The 22,865-nt window shown below is 54.7% G+C and carries 15 protein-coding genes; 6 read left to right on the top strand and 9 right to left on the bottom strand.

The genetic code is table 11. The annotated features are described in order from the left end of the window. Positions 1-9 precede the first annotated feature (9 nt). Complete coding sequence (gene pflB, locus JTI98_RS18195; protein WP_043001198.1) at positions 10-2,292, top strand: formate C-acetyltransferase; 2,283 nt, start codon at positions 10-12, stop codon at positions 2,290-2,292. A gap of 204 nt (positions 2,293-2,496) precedes the next feature. After that, a complete protein-coding gene (gene pflA / locus JTI98_RS18200) occupies positions 2,497-3,237 on the top strand; it encodes a pyruvate formate lyase 1-activating protein (protein ID WP_043001199.1) in 741 nt (246 codons plus the stop codon). A gap of 115 nt (positions 3,238-3,352) precedes the next feature. On the opposite strand, the gene JTI98_RS18205 is transcribed toward pflA, so the two are convergent. Next, on the bottom strand, positions 3,353-4,501 hold the full coding sequence (locus JTI98_RS18205) for an MFS transporter (protein ID WP_043001200.1): 1,149 nt from the start codon (positions 4,499-4,501) through the stop codon (positions 3,353-3,355). A gap of 313 nt (positions 4,502-4,814) precedes the next feature. Between JTI98_RS18205 and ycaC the strand changes: the two genes are divergently transcribed. Continuing rightward, positions 4,815-5,441: an isochorismate family cysteine hydrolase YcaC gene (ycaC, locus tag JTI98_RS18210; RefSeq protein ID WP_043001201.1), complete on the top strand. Its 627-nt coding sequence runs from the start codon at positions 4,815-4,817 to the stop codon at positions 5,439-5,441. A gap of 31 nt (positions 5,442-5,472) precedes the next feature. Here ycaC and JTI98_RS18215 read toward each other — a convergent pair whose 3' ends face one another. The 8 genes from JTI98_RS18215 to lrp all read right to left on the bottom strand — a co-directional run bounded on the left by JTI98_RS18215 (position 5,473) and on the right by lrp (position 17,714). Beyond that, positions 5,473-6,336 (bottom strand): dimethyl sulfoxide reductase anchor subunit family protein, encoded by an 864-nt coding sequence (locus JTI98_RS18215; RefSeq protein ID WP_043001202.1) that lies wholly within the window; start codon positions 6,334-6,336, stop codon positions 5,473-5,475. 1 nt (position 6,337) lies between these two features. After that, positions 6,338-6,955 carry a dimethylsulfoxide reductase iron-sulfur subunit DmsB gene (gene dmsB / locus JTI98_RS18220; RefSeq protein ID WP_043000749.1) on the bottom strand — a complete coding sequence of 206 codons (618 nt, stop codon included), beginning with the start codon at positions 6,953-6,955 and terminating at the stop codon, positions 6,338-6,340. 10 nt (positions 6,956-6,965) lie between these two features. Continuing rightward, positions 6,966-9,410: a dimethylsulfoxide reductase subunit A gene (gene dmsA, locus JTI98_RS18225; protein WP_044256344.1), complete on the bottom strand. Its 2,445-nt coding sequence runs from the start codon at positions 9,408-9,410 to the stop codon at positions 6,966-6,968. A 231-nt stretch (positions 9,411-9,641) separates the two neighbouring features. Beyond that, positions 9,642-10,934 (bottom strand): serine--tRNA ligase, encoded by a 1,293-nt coding sequence (serS, locus tag JTI98_RS18230; protein ID WP_043001203.1) that lies wholly within the window; start codon positions 10,932-10,934, stop codon positions 9,642-9,644. Positions 10,935-11,026: 92 nt separating this feature from the next. Beyond that, on the bottom strand, positions 11,027-12,370 hold the full coding sequence (gene rarA, locus JTI98_RS18235) for a replication-associated recombination protein RarA (RefSeq protein ID WP_043001204.1): 1,344 nt from the start codon (positions 12,368-12,370) through the stop codon (positions 11,027-11,029). Positions 12,371-12,378: 8 nt separating this feature from the next. Beyond that, the gene (gene lolA / locus JTI98_RS18240; RefSeq protein ID WP_044256345.1) at positions 12,379-12,990 is read right to left on the bottom strand and encodes an outer membrane lipoprotein chaperone LolA; all 612 of its coding nucleotides are present in this window, start codon (positions 12,988-12,990) and stop codon (positions 12,379-12,381) included. 111 nt (positions 12,991-13,101) lie between these two features. Next, complete coding sequence (gene ftsK, locus JTI98_RS18245; protein WP_216081631.1) at positions 13,102-17,085, bottom strand: DNA translocase FtsK; 3,984 nt, start codon at positions 17,083-17,085, stop codon at positions 13,102-13,104. 134 nt (positions 17,086-17,219) lie between these two features. Continuing rightward, entirely contained in the window at positions 17,220-17,714 is a 495-nt protein-coding gene (gene lrp / locus JTI98_RS18250; RefSeq protein ID WP_000228469.1) for a leucine-responsive transcriptional regulator Lrp, read from the bottom strand. Between the two features lie 546 nt (positions 17,715-18,260). Between lrp and trxB the strand changes: the two genes are divergently transcribed. The 3 genes from trxB (at position 18,261) to cydC (ending at position 22,831) form a co-directional block, all read left to right on the top strand. Beyond that, positions 18,261-19,229 (top strand): thioredoxin-disulfide reductase, encoded by a 969-nt coding sequence (gene trxB / locus JTI98_RS18255; protein ID WP_043001206.1) that lies wholly within the window; start codon positions 18,261-18,263, stop codon positions 19,227-19,229. A 114-nt stretch (positions 19,230-19,343) separates the two neighbouring features. Continuing rightward, positions 19,344-21,110, top strand: coding sequence for a cysteine/glutathione ABC transporter permease/ATP-binding protein CydD (gene cydD, locus JTI98_RS18260; protein WP_216081632.1), 1,767 nt, complete (start codon positions 19,344-19,346; stop codon positions 21,108-21,110). Then, a complete protein-coding gene (cydC, locus tag JTI98_RS18265; RefSeq protein WP_216081633.1) occupies positions 21,110-22,831 on the top strand; it encodes a cysteine/glutathione ABC transporter ATP-binding protein/permease CydC in 1,722 nt (573 codons plus the stop codon). Before cydD ends, cydC begins: the two co-directional genes overlap by 1 nt. Positions 22,832-22,865: the final 34 nt, after the last annotated feature.

Here is a 22,865-nt window from a genome sequence, read left to right on the forward strand (position 1 = left end):
AGGTGTAACATGTCCGAGCTTAATGAAAAGTTAGCCACAGCCTGGGAAGGTTTTACCAAAGGTGACTGGCAGAATGAAGTAAACGTCCGTGACTTCATTCAGAAAAACTACACTCCGTACGAGGGTGACGAGTCCTTCCTGGCTGGCGCGACTGATGCGACCACTGCACTGTGGGACAGCGTAATGGAAGGCGTTAAACAGGAAAACCGCACTCACGCGCCTGTTGACTTTGACACCTCTGTTGCTTCCACCATCACTTCTCACGACGCTGGCTACATCAATAAAGCGCTCGAGAAAATTGTTGGTCTGCAAACTGAAGCTCCGCTGAAACGTGCGATCATCCCGTTCGGTGGTATCAAAATGGTTGAAGGTTCCTGCAAAGCGTACAACCGCGAACTGGACCCGATGCTGAAAAAAATCTTCACTGAATATCGTAAAACCCACAACCAGGGCGTTTTCGATGTTTACACCAAAGACATTCTGAACTGCCGTAAATCCGGTGTTCTGACTGGTCTGCCGGATGCCTATGGCCGTGGCCGTATCATCGGTGACTACCGTCGCGTTGCGCTGTACGGTATCGACTTCCTGATGAAAGACAAATACGCTCAGTTCGTTTCCCTGCAGTCTGACCTGGAAAACGGCGTAAACCTGGAAGCGACTATCCGTCTGCGTGAAGAAATTGCTGAACAGCACCGTGCGCTGGGTCAGATCAAAGAGATGGCTGCGAAATATGGCTGCGATATCTCTGGTCCGGCAACCAACGCTCAGGAAGCGATTCAGTGGACTTACTTCGGCTACCTGGCTGCGGTTAAATCTCAGAACGGCGCGGCAATGTCCTTCGGTCGTGTCTCCACCTTCCTGGATGCATACATTGAACGTGACCTGAAAGCAGGCAAAATCACTGAACAAGACGCTCAGGAAATGATTGACCACCTGGTCATGAAACTGCGTATGGTTCGTTTCCTGCGTACGCCTGAATATGATGAACTGTTCTCCGGCGACCCGATTTGGGCAACGGAATCCATCGGTGGTATGGGCGTTGATGGCCGTACTCTGGTTACCAAAAACAGCTTCCGCTTCCTGAACACCCTGTACACCATGGGTCCGTCTCCGGAGCCGAACATCACCGTTCTGTGGTCTGAAAAACTGCCTCTGAACTTCAAGAAATTCGCCGCTAAAGTGTCCATCGACACCTCTTCTCTGCAGTATGAGAACGATGACCTGATGCGTCCGGACTTCAACAACGACGATTACGCTATCGCTTGCTGCGTAAGCCCAATGGTTGTTGGTAAACAAATGCAGTTCTTCGGTGCGCGTGCAAACCTGGCGAAAACCATGCTGTACGCAATCAACGGCGGCGTTGATGAAAAACTGAAAATGCAGGTTGGCCCGAAATCTGAGCCAATCAAAGGCGACGTGCTGAACTATGACGAAGTCATGGAGCGCATGGACCACTTCATGGACTGGCTGGCTAAGCAGTATGTCACCGCGCTGAACGTTATCCACTACATGCACGACAAGTACAGCTACGAAGCCTCTCTGATGGCGCTGCACGATCGTGATGTTATTCGCACCATGGCATGTGGTATCGCAGGTCTGTCCGTTGCGGCTGACTCCCTGTCTGCTATCAAATATGCGAAAGTTAAACCGATTCGTGACGAAGACGGTCTGGCTATCGACTTCGAAATCGAAGGCGAATACCCGCAGTTTGGTAACAACGACGCGCGCGTTGATGACATGGCGGTTGACCTGGTTGAACGTTTCATGAAGAAAATTCAGAAACTCAAAACCTACCGTGATGCTATCCCGACGCAGTCTGTTCTGACCATCACCTCTAACGTTGTGTATGGTAAGAAAACCGGTAACACCCCAGATGGTCGTCGTGCTGGCGCGCCGTTCGGACCAGGTGCTAACCCGATGCACGGTCGTGACCAGAAAGGTGCTGTTGCCTCTCTGACTTCTGTTGCTAAACTGCCGTTTGCTTACGCGAAAGATGGTATCTCTTATACCTTCTCTATCGTTCCGAACGCACTGGGTAAAGACGACGAAGTTCGTAAGACTAACCTGGCCGGTCTGATGGATGGTTACTTCCACCATGAAGCGTCCATCGAAGGTGGTCAGCACCTGAACGTGAACGTGATGAACCGTGAAATGCTGCTGGACGCGATGGAACATCCGGAAAAATATCCGCAGCTGACCATCCGTGTATCTGGTTATGCAGTACGTTTTAACTCCCTGACGAAAGAACAGCAGCAGGACGTTATTACCCGTACCTTCACTCAGACCATGTAATGTGTTTTGACTGAAATCACGCGGTAAAAGGCGTACAATAAAGGCTCCACGTAAGTGGGGCCTTTTTAACAGGTCGTTTCCCGACTGCAGCCTGTTTTGTCAGCTATCTATACTCAATGGATAACCGCCAAAACAGACTCGACACAGCCAATGAGCTGTGCACCAACACGGCCCCGGATGGGCCACATCTGGAGAAACACCGCAATGTCAGTTATTGGTCGCATTCACTCCTTTGAATCCTGTGGTACCGTTGACGGCCCAGGCATCCGCTTTATTACTTTCTTCCAGGGCTGCCTGATGCGCTGTCTGTATTGCCACAACCGCGATACGTGGGACACGCATGGCGGTAAAGAAGTCACCGTTGAAGAACTGATGAAAGAGGTCGTGACCTATCGCCACTTTATGAACGCATCCGGCGGCGGCGTAACGGCGTCAGGCGGTGAAGCCATCCTGCAAGCGGAATTTGTCCGTGACTGGTTTCGTGCCTGTAAGCAAGAAGGTATCCATACCTGTCTGGATACCAATGGTTTTGTTCGCCGCTACGACCCGGTGATTGATGAACTGCTGGAAGTCACTGACCTGGTGATGCTCGACCTCAAGCAGATGAATGATGAGATCCACCAGAACCTGGTCGGCGTTTCCAACCACCGTACGCTGGAGTTCGCCCGCTATCTGGCAAACAAAAATATCAACGTGTGGATCCGTTACGTCGTGGTACCTGGCTGGTCCGACGATGACGACTCCGCGCACCGACTCGGTGAATTTACCCGCGATATGGGCAACGTTGAAAAAATCGAGCTCCTGCCCTATCACGAACTGGGTAAACATAAATGGGTGGCGATGGGCGAAGAGTACAAACTCGATGGTGTACATCCACCGAAGAAAGAAACGATGGAACGCGTTAAAGGCATTCTTGAGCAATACGGGCATAAAGTGATGTATTGATTGAGTCTTTTAAAAAGGCTATCCGACGGGTAGCCTTTTTACTTTCTGTCGGGGAATACAGAACATTAACCAAAACAGGATGCAATAACACACATTGCTTCCTGTTGACGCTGAATTAAACGTGAGCAACCGGGTTCGGAGTATGTCCGGCATTGCGCAGTAGCATCAGCAAATAAATAAACGACACGCTGGCAATCATGATAAACAGAAGATTATCGGAATAATTCTGCATCAGCATGGCGGTGAAGGAAGGCCCTAACAGGCTGCCAACGGTGTAGCTCAGCAACAACGCCTGGTTCATTGCCACCAGCTGGTGATGTTCCACTTTTTCACAGGCCCAGGCCATCGCCACCGGATAGAGCGTAAAACCGGCCGCCCCCAGGATAAAGAGCGCAGGTGCCATCGCTGCCTGGCTTAACATCGCGATGCTTCCGAGGATGACCACAAACACCTGCACGCGCAGTACCAGCAGTCGACCAAACTTATCCGCCAGTCTCCCGATTGGCCACTGCCCGAGGATCCCCGCGCTAACCAGCACCGCCATCCAGAAACCGATACTGGCATTACTCATGCCCTGATGATTGAGATAGAGCGGCATCAGGCCGTACAGCGAACCCAGGACAATCCCGGAAATGATGCAGCCGTTAACGCCCAGCCGCGCCTGACGCAGTTTCAGCATTGCGGTAATTGGCGTGTCGTTGTGTTCATCAGACTGTTGATTCAGGATGCGGGTAAAGAGCAGCGGTAAAATCCCTGCCAGAATCAGTCCCGTCGCCCACGGCAGCACGTTCATCAGTTCCGTCGAGACTTTGCTGACCAGCAGTTGTCCGAGGAAGGTCCCCACATAATAGACCATCATGTAGGCCGCCAGCAGGCGACCACGGTTACGTGATGTCCCGCTGCACATCAGCGCACTCTCCACAACCACCCAGATCATCGCGCAGCCAATGCCCGCGACAAAGCGCCATGCCAGCCAGCTCCAGAAGCCGACCATCACCCCGAGGCCCACACAACCGGCCGCAAAAATCAGCGAGGCGAGATAGTAACTACGGTTAAACCCGAGGCGTTTGATTAAAGCCCCTGTTAACAGCGTCCCGACCAGATTACCGGTGAAATAGGACGAACTGATCATACCCACCTGCCACGTCGGCAGGTTTTCCTGGGCGAGCCAAAGCGGGACGAGCGTGTTCAGCACCGCAATCGCCAGGGTCAGCAGAAGTAGACCAGCCAGCAAAAGCAAGACAGGTCGGGTATAGGTGGACATGAGTATAAACCGTGAGGAAGTTCAAATTTCACGCGCATCATGCCACCAACAAAAACATTGTCAATCGGCGGAAACCGTGGCGTGGCGGCCCTTTTCCGCCTTCGATTGAATTTATTGATTAAGATTATGTATTACTGATAACCAATCAACTACAGGTGACTGTTTTTATTGATTTAACGCAAAGGTATTCCGTTTCGATCAGTCGAAAAATCTCATAGTCCCGACAGGTTTTTTTTTCCGTTCTATGCTTTGAATGAACCATACGCACCTGAATGAATTCGGGCGCAGAGTTGACTCAAGCAAGGAGAAGAGAATGACCAGGCCTTATGTTCGTCTCGATAAAAATGACGCAGCGGTTCTTCTGGTGGATCACCAGGCCGGATTGCTGTCACTGGTCAGGGATATTGACCCTGATAAATTCAAAAACAACGTGCTCGCGCTGGGTGATTTAGCCAAATACTTCAAGCTGCCTACCATCCTCACCACCAGTTTCGAAACCGGACCAAACGGCCCGCTGGTCCCCGAATTAAAAGCCCAGTTCCCGGATGCCCCGTACATTGCGAGGCCAGGGAATATCAACGCCTGGGATAACGAAGACTTCGTTAAGGCCGTCAAAGCGACAGGGAAAAAGCAGTTGATCATTGCGGGTGTAGTGACCGAAGTTTGTGTAGCATTTCCGGCGCTGTCTGCCATTGAAGAAGGTTTTGATGTCTTCGTCGTCACCGACGCGTCGGGTACGTTTAATGAAATTACCCGTCATTCGGCGTGGGATAGAATGTCTCAGGCCGGTGCTCAGCTCATGACATGGTTTGGTGTGGCCTGTGAACTACACCGTGACTGGCGTAATGATATTGAGGGGTTGGCGACGCTGTTCTCCAACCACATTCCGGATTATCGCAACCTGATGACCAGCTACGATACGTTGACTAAACAGAAATAGTAAAACCGGGGCGAAAGCCCCGGTTATTCACTTAGCTGGCAACCGCCATACCGACGGTCATATGCAGACCGTAGAATACGCCGCGACCAATCAGTTCTCCCACCAGCAGCAGAATAAAGGCCACTGACAGCAGCGGGACCGCAGGCTGATACCCTTTCAACTGCGGAACAATCCAGCAGCACAAGGCCAGCGCCAGCACCCCAATCCGCCAGGCCATCAACGCCCCGTAGTCAGGTACCAACGCAGAAGCCTGCTGAATAGAGCTGTGAATGGTCGCCAGTTCTGCGCCCTGCATCACCGACATGATGGCACTGACCACCAGCGCCAGCAGTGAAACCGCAGGCAACAGACGCATCGCCCAGCCATCGACTCCCGCCACGCGCAGCAGCAGATAGCCCAGCAGTGGCCCCCCCATCAGCAGAGTCAGGAAGAAGCCCAGCGGCGTCCAGACGCTGTACCAGGTCGGTACGGTATCAATGCTGTTATAGACGCGCACCATCATCCAGACGAACAGTACACCCAGCACCATCGTCAGCAGCAGCCACAGGTTACGCAGAGCCGGAGAGAGCTTTTTCAACACCGCCAGCAGCCAGCCGATCCCGCCAACCGCAAAGAAAATCGAACCGCTGGCAATTTCATTACTCAGCGCCGATGAACCGACACGGTTAAGCGAGTTAAACGCCCGCATTGGCGAGCCAAGGTGCAGCATAGATGCGATAAAGCCAATCCCCATCAGCACCCACAGCGCAAACATGCAGGTAATCACGCGCTGTTGCGTTTCGGCCCGCAGGTCGCCTTTCATTAGCGCCAGCGCCAGGACAATGAAGCCACCGACCACACATTGTCCGAAGACCGTGAAGATCATCAGCGGCCATTCATGCCATCCACTTCCCATCTTACACCTCCTTCGGATTCGCCAGATAACCGGTGGTATCCCCGGTCGGGCGGCTGTTGGCATTCGGTTTGATCACAATACTCGGCTTCGTAAAGTGTGCGCCAGGCAGCGGAGCAACCGCCGCCAGATCGCCGTGTTTCTGACGCAGTTCGTCGACAGGACCGAAATCCAGCGCACGYAGCGGACAAGACTCGACACAGATYGGTTTCTTGCCTTCCGCCACCCGGTCATGACAGCCGTCGCATTTGGTCATGTGGCCTTTGGCGGCGTTGTACTGCGGCGCGCCGTACGGACAGGCCATATGGCAATAACGACAGCCGATGCAGACATCTTCATCCACCACCACAAAGCCGTCTTCCCGTTTGTGCATCGCCCCGCTCGGACAGACCTTGGTACAGGCCGGATCTTCACAGTGGTTACAGGCAATAGAGAGATAATAGGCAAACACGTTCTGGTGCCAGACGCCGTTGTCTTCCTGCCAGTCTCCGCCCGCATATTCATAAATGCGGCGGAAGCTGACATCCGGGGTTAAATCCTTGTAGTCCTTGCAGGCCAGTTCGCAGGTTTTACAACCGGTGCAACGGCTGGAATCAATAAAAAATCCATACTGGGTTGTCATCGGTTACTCCTTACACCTTCTCAACCTGAACAAGGTTCGTATGTGACGGGTTCCCCTTCGCCAGAGGAGACGGGCGCTGGGTGGTCAATACGTTGATACAGCCCCCCTGGTCAATGCGTTTGGCATCCGGGTCATACCAGGCCCCTTCCCCTAGCGCAACCACACCCGGCATCATCCGCGGCGTCACTTTCGCCTCAATATGTAGCTCTCCGCGACCATTGAAGATGCGCACCTTGTCGCCATTACGGATACCGCGTTTTTGCGCGTCCAGCGGGTTGATCCACATCTCCTGGCGGCACGACGCCTTCAGGACATCCACGTTGCCATAGGTGGAGTGAACGCGAGATTTATAGTGGAAGCCCGTGAGCTGCAATGGATAATCTTTGGTCAACGGATCGTTGTAGTTCTCAAAACCTGGCGTGTAGATCGGCAATGGATCGATGACATCGCCTTCCGGTAGTTCCCAGGTGGCGGCAATCTTAGCCAGTTCCTGCGAGTAGATCTCGATTTTACCTGACGGCGTGGTCAACGGATTGGCCTGCGGATCGTCACGGAACGCCTTATAGGCCACGTGATGTCCTTCCGGATCGCGCTGCTTGAACAGACCCTGCTTACGGAATTCCTCAAAGGTCGGCAGCGCCGGAATAGCTTTACGCGACTGTTCGTACAGATGACGCATCCATTCTTCCTGAGTGCGTCCTTCGGTAAACTGCTGCTCGACACCCAGACGCTTCGCCAGCTCGCTGGTCATTTCATAGATGGTTTTGCATTCAAAACGCGGCTTAATGGCCTGATCGGCGAAAATCACATAAGACATATTCCCGCAGGAAGCATCCAGCGCGAAGTCCATCTGTTCAGAAGCCGTGCAGTCCGGCAGCAGGATATCGGCATACTTCGCTGACGACGTCATGTGGCAGTCGATGACGACAATCATTTCGCACTTCTTGTCATCCTGCAGGATGTCGTGCGTGCGGTTGATCTCTGAGTGCTGGTTGATAAGACAGTTACCGGCGTAGTTCCAGATCATCTTAATCGGCACGTCGAGTTTATCTTTGCCGCGCACGCCATCACGCAGCGCAGTCATTTCCGGACCACGTTCAATCGCGTCGGTCCACATAAACATCGAGATACTGGTTTCTACCGGGTTTTCCAGCGTTGGCATCCGTACAAACGGCAGACCGTAAGAGCCTTCACGTGCACCGCTGTTGCCGCCGTTGATCCCGACGTTACCGGTTAAAATGGCCAGCATTGAAATGGCACGGGTGGCGATTTCACCGTTCGCATGGCGCTGCGGTCCCCATCCCTGGCTGATATAGGCTGGTTTTGCGCTGCCGATTTCACGCGCCAGTTTGATAATACGGTCTGCCGGAATGCCGGTAATTTGCGCCGCCCACTCCGGCGTTTTTGGCGTACCGTCAGTCCCCTGTCCGAGAATATAGGCCTTATAGTGGCCATTCTTCGGCGCGCTGGCTGGCAACGTTTTCTCGTCGTAGCCCACACAGTACTTATCGAGGAACGGCTGATCGACCATATTCTCAGTAATCAGCACATAAGCCAGCGCATTCACCAGCGCCGCATCGGTACCCGGACGAATCGGGATCCATTCATCTTCACGACCGGCCCCGGTATCGGTATAGCGCGGATCGATAATAATCATCCGGGCATTCGATTTCTGTCGCGCCTGTTCCAGATAGTAGGTCACCCCACCGCCGCTCATACGGGTTTCGCCAGGGTTGTTACCGAACAGCACTACCAGCTTACTGTTTTCGATGTCCGATGGGCTGTTACCATCCGCCCAACCGCCATAGGTGTAGTTCAGACCCGCCGCGATTTGTGCGGAAGAGTAGTCGCCGTAGTGGTTCAAATAACCGCCGCAGCAGTTCATCAGACGCGCCACCAGGGTATTTCCCGGCGGCCAGGAACGGGTCATCGTACCGCCCAGCGTACCGGTGCCGTAGTTCAGATAGATAGACTCGTTACCGTAGTCTTTAATCAGACGCTGCATGTTGCTGGCGATGATGTCGTAAGCCTCATCCCAGGTGATGCGCTCGAATTTGCCTTCTCCGCGTTTACCGACGCGTTTCATCGGGTATTTCAGACGATCCGGATTATAGACGCGACGACGCATGGAACGTCCACGCAGACAGGCACGCACCTGATGCAAACCGTCGTAGTTGTCATCACCGGTGTTGTCGGTTTCAACGTATTTGATTTCGCCATCCACAACATGCATGCGCAACGGGCAACGACTCCCGCAGTTTACGGTACAGGCGCTCCAGACGACTTTTTCGCTGGCTTGTGCCGGACTCAGGGCTTCGGCAGCATTAGCGATACGGGTAAATGGCAGGGTAAACGCGCTGCTGGCCATCGCCAGTCCGCCAATCGCCGTCGTTTTGACCAAACCGCGACGACTCACCTCCGCTGCCATCACGGCATCAGGGATCTTCGTTTTCATAAAGGCTCACTCTGCTTGCTTACAGTAAAAAACAGAAATTGATATTATTATTTGAGTAGTTAAGCAACGTTATATAGTTCTACATACAACGTATTTACAGGATAACAGTGCAAAATGCTGAATTTCATTCGAAAGTAATATTACCCCTAAGGGGGTAATGATTATTGTCCGGCGTCAAACAGGCATAAAAAAAGCGCCCAAAGGCGCTTTTTAGAAAGAGTGAAGCGAGGATTAACCGATATATTCCAGTCCGTTCATGTACGGACGCAACACTTCCGGCACTTCGATACGGCCATCAGCCTGCTGGTAGTTTTCCATCACCGCCACCAGTGTACGACCAACCGCCAGACCAGAACCGTTCAGAGTATGCACCAGACGGGTCTTTTTGTCGGACTTGCTGCGACAGCGAGCCTGCATACGGCGCGCCTGGAAATCCCAGACGTTAGAGCAGGATGAAATCTCGCGGTAGGTATTCTGCGCCGGTACCCACACTTCCAGATCGTAGGTTTTGCATGCGCCAAAGCCCATGTCGCCGGTGCAAAGAATGATTTTGCGATAGGGCAGACCCAGCAGTTGCAGCACTTTTTCCGCATGACCGGTCATCTCTTCCAGCGCTGCCATTGAATCTTCCGGGCGAACGATCTGTACCATTTCAACTTTGTCGAACTGGTGCATACGGATCAGGCCACGAGTATCACGACCGTAGGAACCCGCTTCAGAGCGGAAGCACGGTGTGTGCGCCGTCATTTTGATCGGCAGTTGGTCTTCGTCGATGATCTCATCACGCACCAGGTTGGTCAGCGGCACTTCTGCCGTCGGAATCAACGCGTAGTTGCTGCTGTCAGCCTCTTCTTCCAGCGGACGCGTGTGGAACAGATCGCCGGCAAATTTCGGCAACTGCCCCGTGCCGTACAGGGTGTCATGGTTGACCAGATACGGCACATAGTTTTCGCTGTAGCCATGCTGTTCGGTATGCAGATCGAGCATAAATTGCGAGAGCGCACGGTGCATACGGGCAATCTGCCCTTTCATCACCACGAAGCGGGAACCCGTCAGCTTAACGGCAGCAGCGAAATCCAGACCGGAATGCATTTCGCCCAGCGTGACGTGATCGCGAACCTCAAAGTCGAACTCGCGCGGGGTACCCCAGCGGCTGACTTCAACGTTATCGTTCTCGTCTTTACCGACCGGCACTTCGTCTGCAGGCAGGTTAGGAATGGCCAGCGCGATATCGCGGATCTCAGCCTGTAAAACATCCAGCTCCGCTTTTGCGGCATCCAGCTCTTCGCCCAGTTTGTTCACTTCCAGACGTAAAGGCTCGATATCTTCCCCGCGCGCTTTCGCCTGGCCGATGGATTTCGATCGAGAGTTACGCTCTGCCTGCAGGTTTTCAGTATTGACCTGCAAAACTTTACGACGCTCTTCAAGAGCGCGCAGCTTATCTACATCCAGCTTAAAGCCCCGGCGTGCCAGTTTTTCAGCGACTGCGTCTGGCTCATTACGCAGCAGATTGGGATCGAGCATGCTTATCCTGTGCTTATCGAATTGAAATGGGAAAATGTGACCACAGCCTGCGGTCACAGGGATACAGTGCCAACATTACCGCAACGCCTGCGCTAACGGTAGCGTTTTATAGGGCTATTTTGATCCTGTCCGGCGAGCCAGGCGAGCTTTTCGCCAATCTTGCCCTCAAGACCTCTGTTTGTGGGGTGATAATAGCGTGTTTGTGCCATCTCCGGCGGGAAATATTCCTCGCCCGCGGCATAAGCATTCGGTTCGTCATGTGCATAACGATATTCCTGGCCGTAACCCATCTCTTTCATCAACTTCGTCGGCGCATTGCGCAGATGAACAGGTACGTCATAGTCAGGACGTTCACGGGCATCGGAGAGCGCCGCTTTAAAGGCGGTATACACCGCATTGCTTTTCGGTGCACAGGCCAGATAAACAATCGCCTGGGCGATGGCGCGCTCGCCTTCAGCAGGCCCCACTCGCGTGAAGCAGTCCCAGGCGGAAATCGCCACCTGCATCGCACGCGGATCGGCATTGCCCACATCTTCGGAAGCAATCGCCAGGCAACGGCGCGCGACATACAGCGGATCTCCCCCGGCCGTAATGATACGTGCATACCAGTAAAGTGCCGCATCCGGCGCGCTGCCGCGAACTGATTTATGCAATGCGGAAATGAGATCGTAGAAGCGGTCGCCTTTGTTATCAAAACGCGCGCTGCGCTCACCGGCGATTTCGGTCAACAATGCGGGAAGCAGTACTCGCTTGCCGCTATCATCCACTTCGGCCATATCAGCCATCATTTCCAGGGTGTTCAATGCGCGGCGCGCATCACCATTGACCAGTTCCGCGATGGCTTTGCGGGTATCATCCGGCAGAACGATATCCTGGCCACCATAGCCCCGCGCCTTGTCTTCCATCGCCTGACGGAGAACCTGTTCGATATCTTCCGTGGTCAGCGATTTGAGCAAATAGACGCGCGCCCGCGACAACAGCGCGGAATTCAGTTCAAACGACGGGTTTTCGGTGGTTGCCCCGATAAAGGTGATCGTGCCGTCTTCAATATGCGGTAAGAACGCATCCTGTTGGCTTTTATTAAAGCGATGAACTTCGTCAACAAACAGAATAGTGCGACGCCCGGCATGACGATTCTGACGGGCGCGTTCGATGGCTTCGCGGATCTCTTTCACGCCGGAGGTGACCGCCGATATCCGCTCAACGTCGGCATCGGCGTAGCGGGCAATCACTTCAGCGAGTGTCGTTTTCCCGGTTCCCGGCGGTCCCCACAAGATCATGGAGTGCAGATGTCCGGCTTCAATCGCACGCGGCAACGGTTTACCCGCAGCCAGCAGGTGCTGCTGACCAATATACTGCGCTAAATTTTCTGGCCGCATCCGCGCGGCCAGTGGCTGAAAGGTATTATCAGAAAAATCGAGCGACAGGTTGCTCACGCAGGCCTCTACTTACGTTGGTCGTCTACCGTTACGCCTTGCGGTGGAGTAAAGGTGAACTTCGATGCGTCAACGGCGCCATTCTGCTGTGATTTCAGCTGATAGCTGCTGCGCTGGTCATCCTGCTCCACGGCGCTGAACTGATGAATAGTCCCGTCACGGCCCACATTGATGGTGAACTGTTTCAGGTTACCGTTGCTGGTTTTCGGCGTCAGGACGAAGTCGTCACCGTTCTGCTTGATATTGTACTGTTGCCAGTCGCTGGACTGGTTGCGGGCAATCAGCATAAACGGCGTGTTGCCGGTGGCGTCTTTCAGCCAGGTCGCGGTGGCCTGCTCAACAAACGGGTTGAAGAACCACAGCGTTTTCCCATCAGAAACCAGAATGCTTTCATCAGGCTGCGTCATGTGCCAGTTAAACAGGTTCGGACGCTTCACCCACAAATCACCCTGACCTTCCTGAACAGCAGCGCCGCTGCCATCAGTCACTTTCTGTGTGAAGCTGGCGTGGAAGCTGCTTACTTTATCCAGACGACTTTTCAGATCGCTGGCGGCATCCGCCCAAACGCTGCTTACCACGAATCCTGAGAGTAATGCACAGGTGATTGCGATTTTTTTCATTGTTATTCCTCAAAATACGTCACTCCCGACCGGGAGATCCCTCTGCTATCCATTCCAGGCCAAAAATCAGCGTGAGGAAAGAAGACAATACTGAATTACGTAACTTTGCACTTAGTCAAACGGTGGTGGCGCCAACACTTCACGATTGCCGTTATGGCCTTGTTCGCTGACGATCCCCTGCGCTTCCATCTGTTCGATAATGCGCGCCGCACGGTTGTAGCCAATACGGAACTGGCGCTGTACGCCGGAGATGGACGCTTTACGTTTCTCTGTCACAAAGTTGACTGCCTGATCGAATAACGGATCCAGCTCTTCGCCACCGTCAAAGCCACCGCCGCCGCCTTCGCTTTCGCTGTCGGAGGTGATGCCATCCACATACTGCGGACGCCCACGCGCCTTCCAGTCCTGCACCACCGCATGCACTTCCTGGTCACGGACAAATGCGCCGTGAACACGCACCGGCATGGTGGAGTTTGGCCCGGAGTAAAGCATATCCCCCATCCCCAGCAGCGATTCTGCACCGCCCTGATCGAGGATAGTACGCGAGTCAATCTTACTGGACACGGTGAAGGCAATACGTGTCGGTATGTTGGCTTTAATAAGACCGGTAATGACGTCAACCGATGGACGCTGTGTCGCCAGCACCAGATGGATCCCGGCCGCACGGGCTTTTTGCGCCAGTCGGGCAATCAGCTCTTCAACTTTCTTACCGACGGTCATCATCAGGTCGGCAAATTCGTCAACCAGCACAACGATATACGGCAGTTTTTCCAGTACCGGATGCTGCGCATCCATACTGTCGCCTGGTTTCCAGTACGGGTCCGGAATCGGACGTCCCATCCGCGCGGCTTCGGCTATCTTCTCGTTGTAACCCGCAAGATTACGCACGCCCAGCGCAGACATCAGCTTGTAACGGCGTTCCATCTCGTTAACGCTCCAGCGCAGGGCGTTGGCGGCGTCTTTCATATCCGTGACGACTTCCGTCAGCAGATGCGGAATGCCTTCGTAAACCGACAGCTCCAGCATTTTCGGGTCGATCATGATGAAACGAACGTCTTCCGGCTGCGCCTTATAAAGCATGCTGAGGATCATGGCGTTCACCCCAACCGATTTACCCGAACCGGTTGTCCCCGCCACCAGCAGGTGCGGCATTTTCGCCAGATCGGCTACCACCGGATCGCCGGCAATATCTTTACCCAACACGACGGTCAGCGGCGATGGGTTTTCACGGAACTTCGCGTTATCCAGCACTTCACGCAGGTAAACGGTCTGCCGTTTTTTGTTCGGCAATTCCAGGCCTACGTATGGTTTACCCGGAATCACTTCCACCACGCGCACCGCGACAGTCGACAACGAACGCGCCAGGTCACGAGAAAGGTTGGAAATACGCGCCGCTTTCACACCCGGCGCCAGATTCAGTTCAAAACGGGTGATCACAGGACCTGGCGAGTAATTCACCACATCGGCCTTGATGCGGAAATCAGCCAGGCGAGCTTCAACCAGGCGCGCCATTTGTTCCAGCGCGAAGGTATCAACCGGCTCCACTTCACTCGGTGGCTGCGTCAGCAGATCCAGCGAAGGCAGTGGCGTCGTCGGTTTTTGCAGCGGACGGCTGTCACCATTGCGCATCAGCAGCGGGTGAATCAGGCTTTCCTGCGGCTGAGGTGCAGCAGGTTGCTGCGTCACTACCGGCTGATGCGGTTGCTGATACTGTGGCTGCGGCGCTGCCGGCTGTTGTGGTTGTTGATAGTGCTGCTGCGGCGCTACCGGCTGTTGCGGCTGTTGATACTGCGGCTGCGGCGCTACCGGCTGTTGCGGCTGCTGATACTGCGGCTGTGGCGCTACCGGCTGTTGCGGCTGCTGATACTGCGGCGTTGTGGGTGGCTGAACAGGCGCAGACTCCGGCATTACGCCCGGTGTAAACAGCGGCTCATGCGGGCCGTTATCGACCAGCGTTTTCATGGGTGAAAACTCAAAATCATCCAGCGAGAATGGATTCGCTCCGGCAGGTTGCTCACCGGCGTAGCGCTGTTGCTGTGAAGAGGCAAACTGGCGCGCCAGTTCAGCTTCCGCAGCGGCATCTTCATCGTCGGCCTGCGTCGCCTCATGCTGATACTCGTCGCCATAACGACTTTGCTGTGACTGAGCAAACTGACGAGCCAGTTCGTCCTGTTGCATGGCGTCGATTTCATCATCGCTATACTGCGGATCGTGTTGACCGGCTTCACGCGCTCTCTCCTCAGCCATACGCTGAGAAGGCAATTTAATACCATACGATGCCAGCTCACGGCGTGTCGGTACACGTACGCGATTGGGACGAGGCAGTTGCGGGCCAATCCCTTCTTTCACCTGCGGACGCGGCGCTCCGCCGTTCGCGAGGCTGAAGACTGGCGCTGCAGCTGCCGCAGTCGCACCGGCTGATAAGGTCGCATCCTTCACGCTTGCAGCGATCGGCGCAATGGTCACAGCAGCGTCAACAGGCGGTATAGAAGGCGCAGTTGACGGTGCAGGAACCACCGGTTCCGGCGTGTTAACAGGTTCAGGAATCGGCTGATACCACGCGGCCAGTTGCTCACGTTCACGCGCACGCTTCTCTTCCACTTCTTCAAAGTAGTACAGCGGCGGGCGCGCAGGTTTTGTCTCTTCGACTACCGGCTCAGGCTCAGTAATCGGAGCTTGCGGAACCACAGGTTCCTGTGGCGATAAAGGCTCCGGCTGATACGCTGGCTGATGATAAACCGGCTGCTGGACAGGCTCGGGTTGATAAACCGGCTCGGGCTGCCAGGGTTGCTCTACCGTAGCTTGCGGTTGCTGCCACGGTTGTTGCGGTAGGCCTGGCTGCGGATAATCAGCTTCAGGGGCCACAGGCGCAGCGTATTGCGGTTCAGTCGGAACAGGCTGTTGCCATGTCTCATACTGCGCCTGCTGCGGCTGCGCGTACGGGTTGTGCGACGGATAGCCTTCCGGCGCAGGAGCAATCACCGGCTCGCCGGTTTGCGGGCCTGGTACGGGTTGCCATGCAACCGCAGGTTGTACAGGAACGGTTTCTGCTCCCGGTAGGGGCGGCGTTTGCATAATCGGATCGACCGGCGCAGCCCAGGCCTGAGCCGCAGCCGTTGCCGCCGCCGCAGCGGCGACGGGTTCGGTCACCGAATGACCGTTTAACAGCGGATCGTATTCATCATATTCCGGCTGCGTCGCACGATGCCCGGAGAACAGCACATCGCCAGGATCGGTCGCGACGCCGCGCGCACTGTAGGCTATCTCATCGTCATCATCCATGCGTCTGCCGGAGAAGAGCGCCGCATCCGTCTGACGGCCATGCGGATTGATAAATTTTTCAGCCAGACGTTTACGGCGCGCCAGCGCACCGCGAAGAATACGCGCCCGACGGGACTCACGTTTCCCGCCCTCGACTTCATCTTCATACTCTTCATCGTCTTCGTATTCGTCGTCTTCTACCCAGGTATCATCACGACGGGTACGGTTGCTGGCAAAGGTCAGAATATTGAGCAGCCAGCCGCCAAGTTTTTCGGCGATGCTAACCCAGGACCAGCCGGTAAAGAGCGTCAGCCCTGCCGCCCACACGCACAGAAGCGTAATGGTGCCACCACTGCTGTGCAGCAGCGGTTGCAGGGTGGTACTCAACAGACTGCCAATCACCCCGCCGGAGGCGAAGTACCAGATGTCATCGGCATTAATAGCGGCCAGACCACAGGAAGTAAGGATAAGCGCCAGCACGCCAATGATGCGCAGCGAGACGGCAAAATAGTCGATATAGTCATCGGTCGCCTGGTGACGCCAGGCAAACCAGCAGCCGCCCACAATGATGACAGGAATGGTGTACGCCATTATCCCAAAGATAAAGAACAGGGTATCCGCCAGCCATGCCCCCGGCGCCCCGCCCAAATTATGGATAGGCTCATGCCAGGCCGTTTGCGACCAACTGGGATCAGAAGGATTAAAGCTCAGTAAGGCCGCCATCAGCCAGACGGCAAAAAGGGCAATAAGAATCAGCAACGCCTCCAGAAGTCGGCGCCCGCTGCTTAACTTTGTCAATGTGACTTCTTTGTCTTCAGTGTATTCCTGGCTCAAAAAAGGCTCTCCAGGTTTCGGGCTTTTCCTGCCCGATGCTAAAACGGACAACAGCACCGGGTTACCCCGGCACTGTTGCTGTATGGATTAACAGGAGTGTAATCAAAATACGCCGATTTTGCACCTGTTCCGTATTAGCGCGTCTTAATAACCAGACGATTACTCTGTTTGACTTCTTCCATTACCACGTAAGTACGGGTGTCATTGACGCCAGGCAGACGCAGCAGGGTTTCCCCCAGCAGCTTACGGTAGGCTGACATGTCCGGCACACGTGTTTTCAACAGGTAGTCGAAATCGCCAGACACCAAATGACACTCTTGAATTTCTTCAAGTTTTTGTACTGCGGCGTTGAATTGTTCAAACACATCCGGAGCGCCACGATTCAGAGTAATCTCAACAAATACCAGAAGTGATGCATCCAGATAATGCGGGTTTAACAGCGCTGTATAGCCCTGAATGAAACCCTGTCTTTCCAGACGACGCACACGCTCAAGGCAGGGCGTCGGGGAAAGTCCCACTCGTTTAGAAAGCTCGACGTTAGAAATACGCCCATCCTTTTGCAGCTCATTAAGAATGTTACGATCAATACGGTCGAGATCTTTGCCAGGGCGCTTCTTGCTATCTACCATTATTATTGTCTCTCTGTATTCCTTCCCTACTCCTGCCTGACTCATCAAACATCATTGTCGAGAGTCGATGCCCATCACAATAGACCGAACCCAAGAGGATTAGCGGCGCGCAATGCCTGGGTCTATAGTGAGAAGACCGTTGCCTGACGGCAGCTATCGACATCACGAATGGCGTCTGTCCACACCATGCGTAGATTTCGCTAGCCCGGTAAACATGGTATTTATATGCATGATTATGCGGCACACACACAACACTGTTTTTTTCTTCCTCGAATGTTTTCGCAAAACAGCAGGTGATTGTCAAAGCAAAACATCGATTTTTAGTACAACATGCCAGTTATTCATTAGGCGTTAAGATGATTCATCATTTTATCACCTTATAACTGAGGGATTTTAAGTAGAATTCATTATGGCGTGACGGCAGATTTGTTCACTCATTGGCCTCGTCTATTCCACAAATTGTTAACAAAATCGCTATACCCTTTTTTTACGCCGTCAAATTCCCTACAATCCAGCCCATTGCCTGCCAACAACAATGAGGATCTCATGGGCACGACCAAACACAGTAAACTGCTTATCCTGGGTTCCGGCCCGGCGGGATATACCGCAGCGGTCTATGCTGCGCGCGCAAACCTGCAGCCGGTACTGATTACCGGTATGGAAAAAGGCGGTCAACTGACCACCACCACAGAAGTGGAAAACTGGCCGGGCGATCCGAATGATCTGACCGGACCACTGCTGATGGAACGTATGCACGAGCATGCGACTAAGTTTGAAACCGAGATCATCTTCGATCACATCAATAAAGTGGACCTGCAAAACCGTCCGTTCCGTCTGATCGGTGACAGTGCAGAGTACACCTGTGATGCGCTAATCATCGCTACCGGTGCGTCCGCTCGTTATCTCGGTCTGCCGTCAGAAGAGGCATTCAAAGGCCGTGGCGTTTCTGCCTGCGCTACCTGCGACGGTTTTTTCTATCGTAACCAGAAAGTCGCGGTTATCGGTGGCGGTAACACAGCCGTCGAAGAAGCGCTGTATCTGGCAAACATCGCCTCTGAAGTTCACCTGATTCACCGTCGTGACGGTTTCCGCGCGGAAAAAATTCTGATTAAGCGTCTGATGGACAAAGTGGAGAACGGCAACATCGTGCTGCACACCCACCGCACGCTGGAAGAAGTGACCGGCGATCAGATGGGCGTCACGGGTCTGCGCCTGCGTGATACGCAGAATGCGGACAACATTGAGTCGCTGGATGTCGCAGGGCTGTTTGTTGCCATCGGCCACAGCCCGAACACGGCGATTTTCGAAGGACAGCTTGAACTGGAAAACGGCTACATTAAAGTGCAGTCCGGGAGTCACGGTAACGCGACCCAGACCAGCATCCCGGGCGTCTTTGCTGCGGGCGACGTGATGGACCACATTTACCGTCAGGCTATCACCTCCGCAGGCACCGGTTGTATGGCTGCGCTGGATGCTGAACGCTACCTCGACGGTTTAGCCGACGCGTGCAAATAGTTTTTACAAATCAGCAACAAAAGTAAATAAGGCGACTATAGGTCGCCTTTATTTTTGCCCCGTTGTAACATTGCCCTGGCAAAAAATTCTGATAACTCACCTGCAAAGCGCGCAATGAATAAAACTCGTCAACAAGAGCTAACCCGCTGGTTAAAACAGCAAAGTGTCATTTCCCAACGCTGGCTTATGATTTCCCGTCTGCTGGGGTTTGTGAGTGGCGTACTGATTGTCGCTCAGGCCTGGATCATGGCTCGCATTCTGCAACATATGATCATGGAAAATATCCCGCGCGAGGCGTTGCTGTTGCCATTTGTCGTGCTGGTGCTGATCTTTATCCTCCGTGCCTGGGTCGTCTGGTTACGCGAACGCGTCGGATTCCATGCGGGCCAACACATCCGGTTTGAGATCCGCCGCCAGGTGCTCGACCGCCTGCAACAGGCCGGTCCGGCGTGGATCCAGGGAAAACCTGCAGGAAGCTGGGCCACGCTGGTGCTGGAACAGATTGACGATATGCACGACTACTACGCTCGTTATCTGCCGCAGATGGCGCTGGCGGTGTGTGTGCCCATCCTGATTGTCGCGGCTATTTTTCCGTCAAACTGGGCCGCCGCGTTGATCCTTCTCGGCACCGCGCCGCTGATCCCTCTGTTCATGGCGATGGTCGGTATGGGCGCTGCTGATGCTAACCGGCGTAATTTCCTCGCCCTGGCGCGTCTGAGCGGACATTTCCTCGATCGCTTACGCGGAATGGAGACCCTGCGCATTTTTGGCCGTGGTGAAGCTGAAACCGAAAGCATTCGCGTCGCCTCGCAAGATTTCCGCCAGCGCACGATGGAAGTCTTGCGCCTTGCCTTTTTATCCTCGGGCGTACTGGAGTTTTTTACCTCGCTTTCCATTGCGCTGGTCGCGGTTTACTTTGGTTTTTCCTACCTCGGCGAACTTAATTTCGGCCACTACGGTACGGGCGTCACGCTGGCAGCAGGCTTCCTCGCCCTTATTCTGGCTCCTGAGTTTTTCCAGCCGCTGCGCGATTTGGGGACGTTTTATCACGCTAAAGCACAGGCGGTTGGCGCGGCAGACAGCCTGAAGACTTTTATGGAAACGCCGCTCGCCCATCCTGAACAAGGTGATGTGGAACTATCCACGCAAGAACCTGTTTCCATTGACGCCGTCGATCTCATCATTACATCGCCAGAAGGTAAGACCCTGGCGGGACCACTGAACTTCTCCCTCGCTGCCGGGCAGCGTGTCGTGCTGGTCGGTCGCAGCGGTTCGGGTAAGAGTTCTCTGCTGAATGCGCTTTCTGGCTTCCTCTCTTATCAGGGATCGCTGCGCATTAACGGGGTGGAACTTCGCGATTTGTCGCCAGAGTCCTGGCGTAAGCATCTCTCCTGGGTGGGGCAAAACCCGCAGTTGCCCGCGGCGACGATACGGGAAAACGTTCTTCTGGCTCGCCCGAATGCCAGTGAGCAAGAGTTGCGTGCCGCGCTCGACAGCGCCTGGGTCAGTGAATTCCTGCCGCTGTTACCACAGGGCGTGGATACGCCCGTTGGCGATCAGGCCGGACGTCTGTCCGTTGGTCAGGCGCAACGCGTGGCAGTAGCCCGTGCGCTCCTTAATCCCTGTAAGTTGCTGCTGCTGGATGAGCCGGCTGCCAGCCTGGATGCCCATAGCGAACAGCGGGTCATGCTGGCGCTGAAAGCCGCCTCAAAACGCCAGACAACGCTGATGGTCACGCACCAGCTTGAAGATCTGGCTGACTGGGACACGATTTGGGTGATGCAGGACGGACAGATTATCGAACAGGGCTCCTGGGCCGAACTGAGTACCGCCAATGGCGCATTTGCGTCGCTATTGGCCCATCGTCAGGAGGAAATCTAATGCGCGCGCTACTGCCTTATCTGACGCTCTATAAACGTCACAAATGGATGTTAACGCTGGGCATCGTGCTGGCGATCATCACCCTGCTCGCCAGCATTGGCCTGCTGACGCTGTCCGGCTGGTTCCTCTCTGCGTCAGCCGTCGCGGGCTTTGCCGGTATCTACAGTTTTAACTATATGCTGCCTGCCGCAGGCGTGCGCGGTGCGGCTATTACCCGGACTGCCGGACGCTATTTTGAGCGGCTGGTCAGCCATGATGCCACCTTCCGCGTGCTGCAACATTTACGTATTCACACCTTCAGCAAGCTGCTGCCGCTCTCCCCTGCCGGGCTGGCTCGTTATCGTCAGGGTGAACTGTTGAACCGCATTGTGGCGGATGTGGATACGCTGGATCACCTCTACCTGCGCGTCATCTCCCCCCTGGTGGGAGCCTTCGTGGTGATTATGGTTGTGACGATCGGTCTGAGCGTGCTGGATGTCACCCTCGCCTGCACCCTCGGCGGCGTGATGCTGCTGACGCTGTTTATTATGCCGCCGGTGTTTTATCGCGCCGGGAAAAGCACCGGACAAAACCTGACGCACCTGCGCGGACAGTATCGCCAGCAGTTGACCTCATGGTTACAGGGTCAGGCTGAACTGACTATTTTCGGCGCCAGCGACCGCTACCGCGCGCAGATGGAGGCCACCGAGTTACAGTGGCACGAAGCGCAGCGCCGCCAGTCTGAACTGACGGCACTGTCACAGGCGCTGATGTTGCTCATCGGTGCCATTGCCATTTTGCTGATGTTGTGGATGGCGGCAGGCGGCGTAGGGGATAACGCTCAGCCTGGCGCGCTGATTGCCCTGTTTGTCTTTTGCGCGCTGGCAGCATTTGAAGCGCTGGCTCCGGTTACCGGCGCATTCCAGCATCTGGGACAGGTCATCGCCTCCGCCATGCGGATCACCGAACTGACCGAACAGAAGCCGGAAGTCACTTTCCCGACTGACGTATCCGACGTCCCGGATCAGGTCACTCTGACACTGCGTGACGTTTCATTCAGCTACCCCGAACAGGCGCAAAAGGCGCTGGATTCGCTCTCCCTGCAGGTGAATCCAGGCGAGCATATCGCCATTCTTGGGCGCACCGGGTGCGGTAAATCGACATTACTCCAACTGCTCACGCGCGCGTGGGATCCGCAGCAGGGCGAGATCCTGCTCAACGGTTGTTCGATTGCAACTCTGAATGAAGCGACGCTGCGCAAGACCATCAGCGTTGTGCCGCAGCGCGTGCACTTATTCAGCGCCACCCTGCGCGACAACCTGCTGCTTGCAGCGCCTGACGCCAGTGACGACCAACTGGCAGACACGCTGCGCCGCGTCGGGCTGGAGAAACTCCTCGACGATGCTGGCCTCAACAGTTGGCTGGGCGAAGGCGGTCGTCAGCTATCCGGTGGCGAACTGCGTCGTCTGGCGATCGCCCGTGCGCTTTTGCACGATGCGCCGCTGATGCTGCTTGATGAACCGACGGAAGGCCTGGATGCGACGACCGAAAGCCAAATGCTTGAATTGCTGGCAGAGGTGATGCGCGATAAAACGTTACTGATGGTGACGCATCGCCTGCGCGGGCTCGCGCGTTTTGATCAAATAATAGTGATGGACAACGGCCAAATTATTGAGCAAGGTAATCACGCAGATCTGTTAGCGCAGCAGGGTCGTTATTACCAGTTTAAGCAAGGTCTGTAAGCTATTATTGAACGATCCGACTCGCGTACTGGAG

It is taken from the genome of Citrobacter sp. MGH 55, from assembly GCF_016906145.1.
GTDB lineage: Bacteria > Pseudomonadota > Gammaproteobacteria > Enterobacterales > Enterobacteriaceae > Citrobacter_A > Citrobacter_A amalonaticus.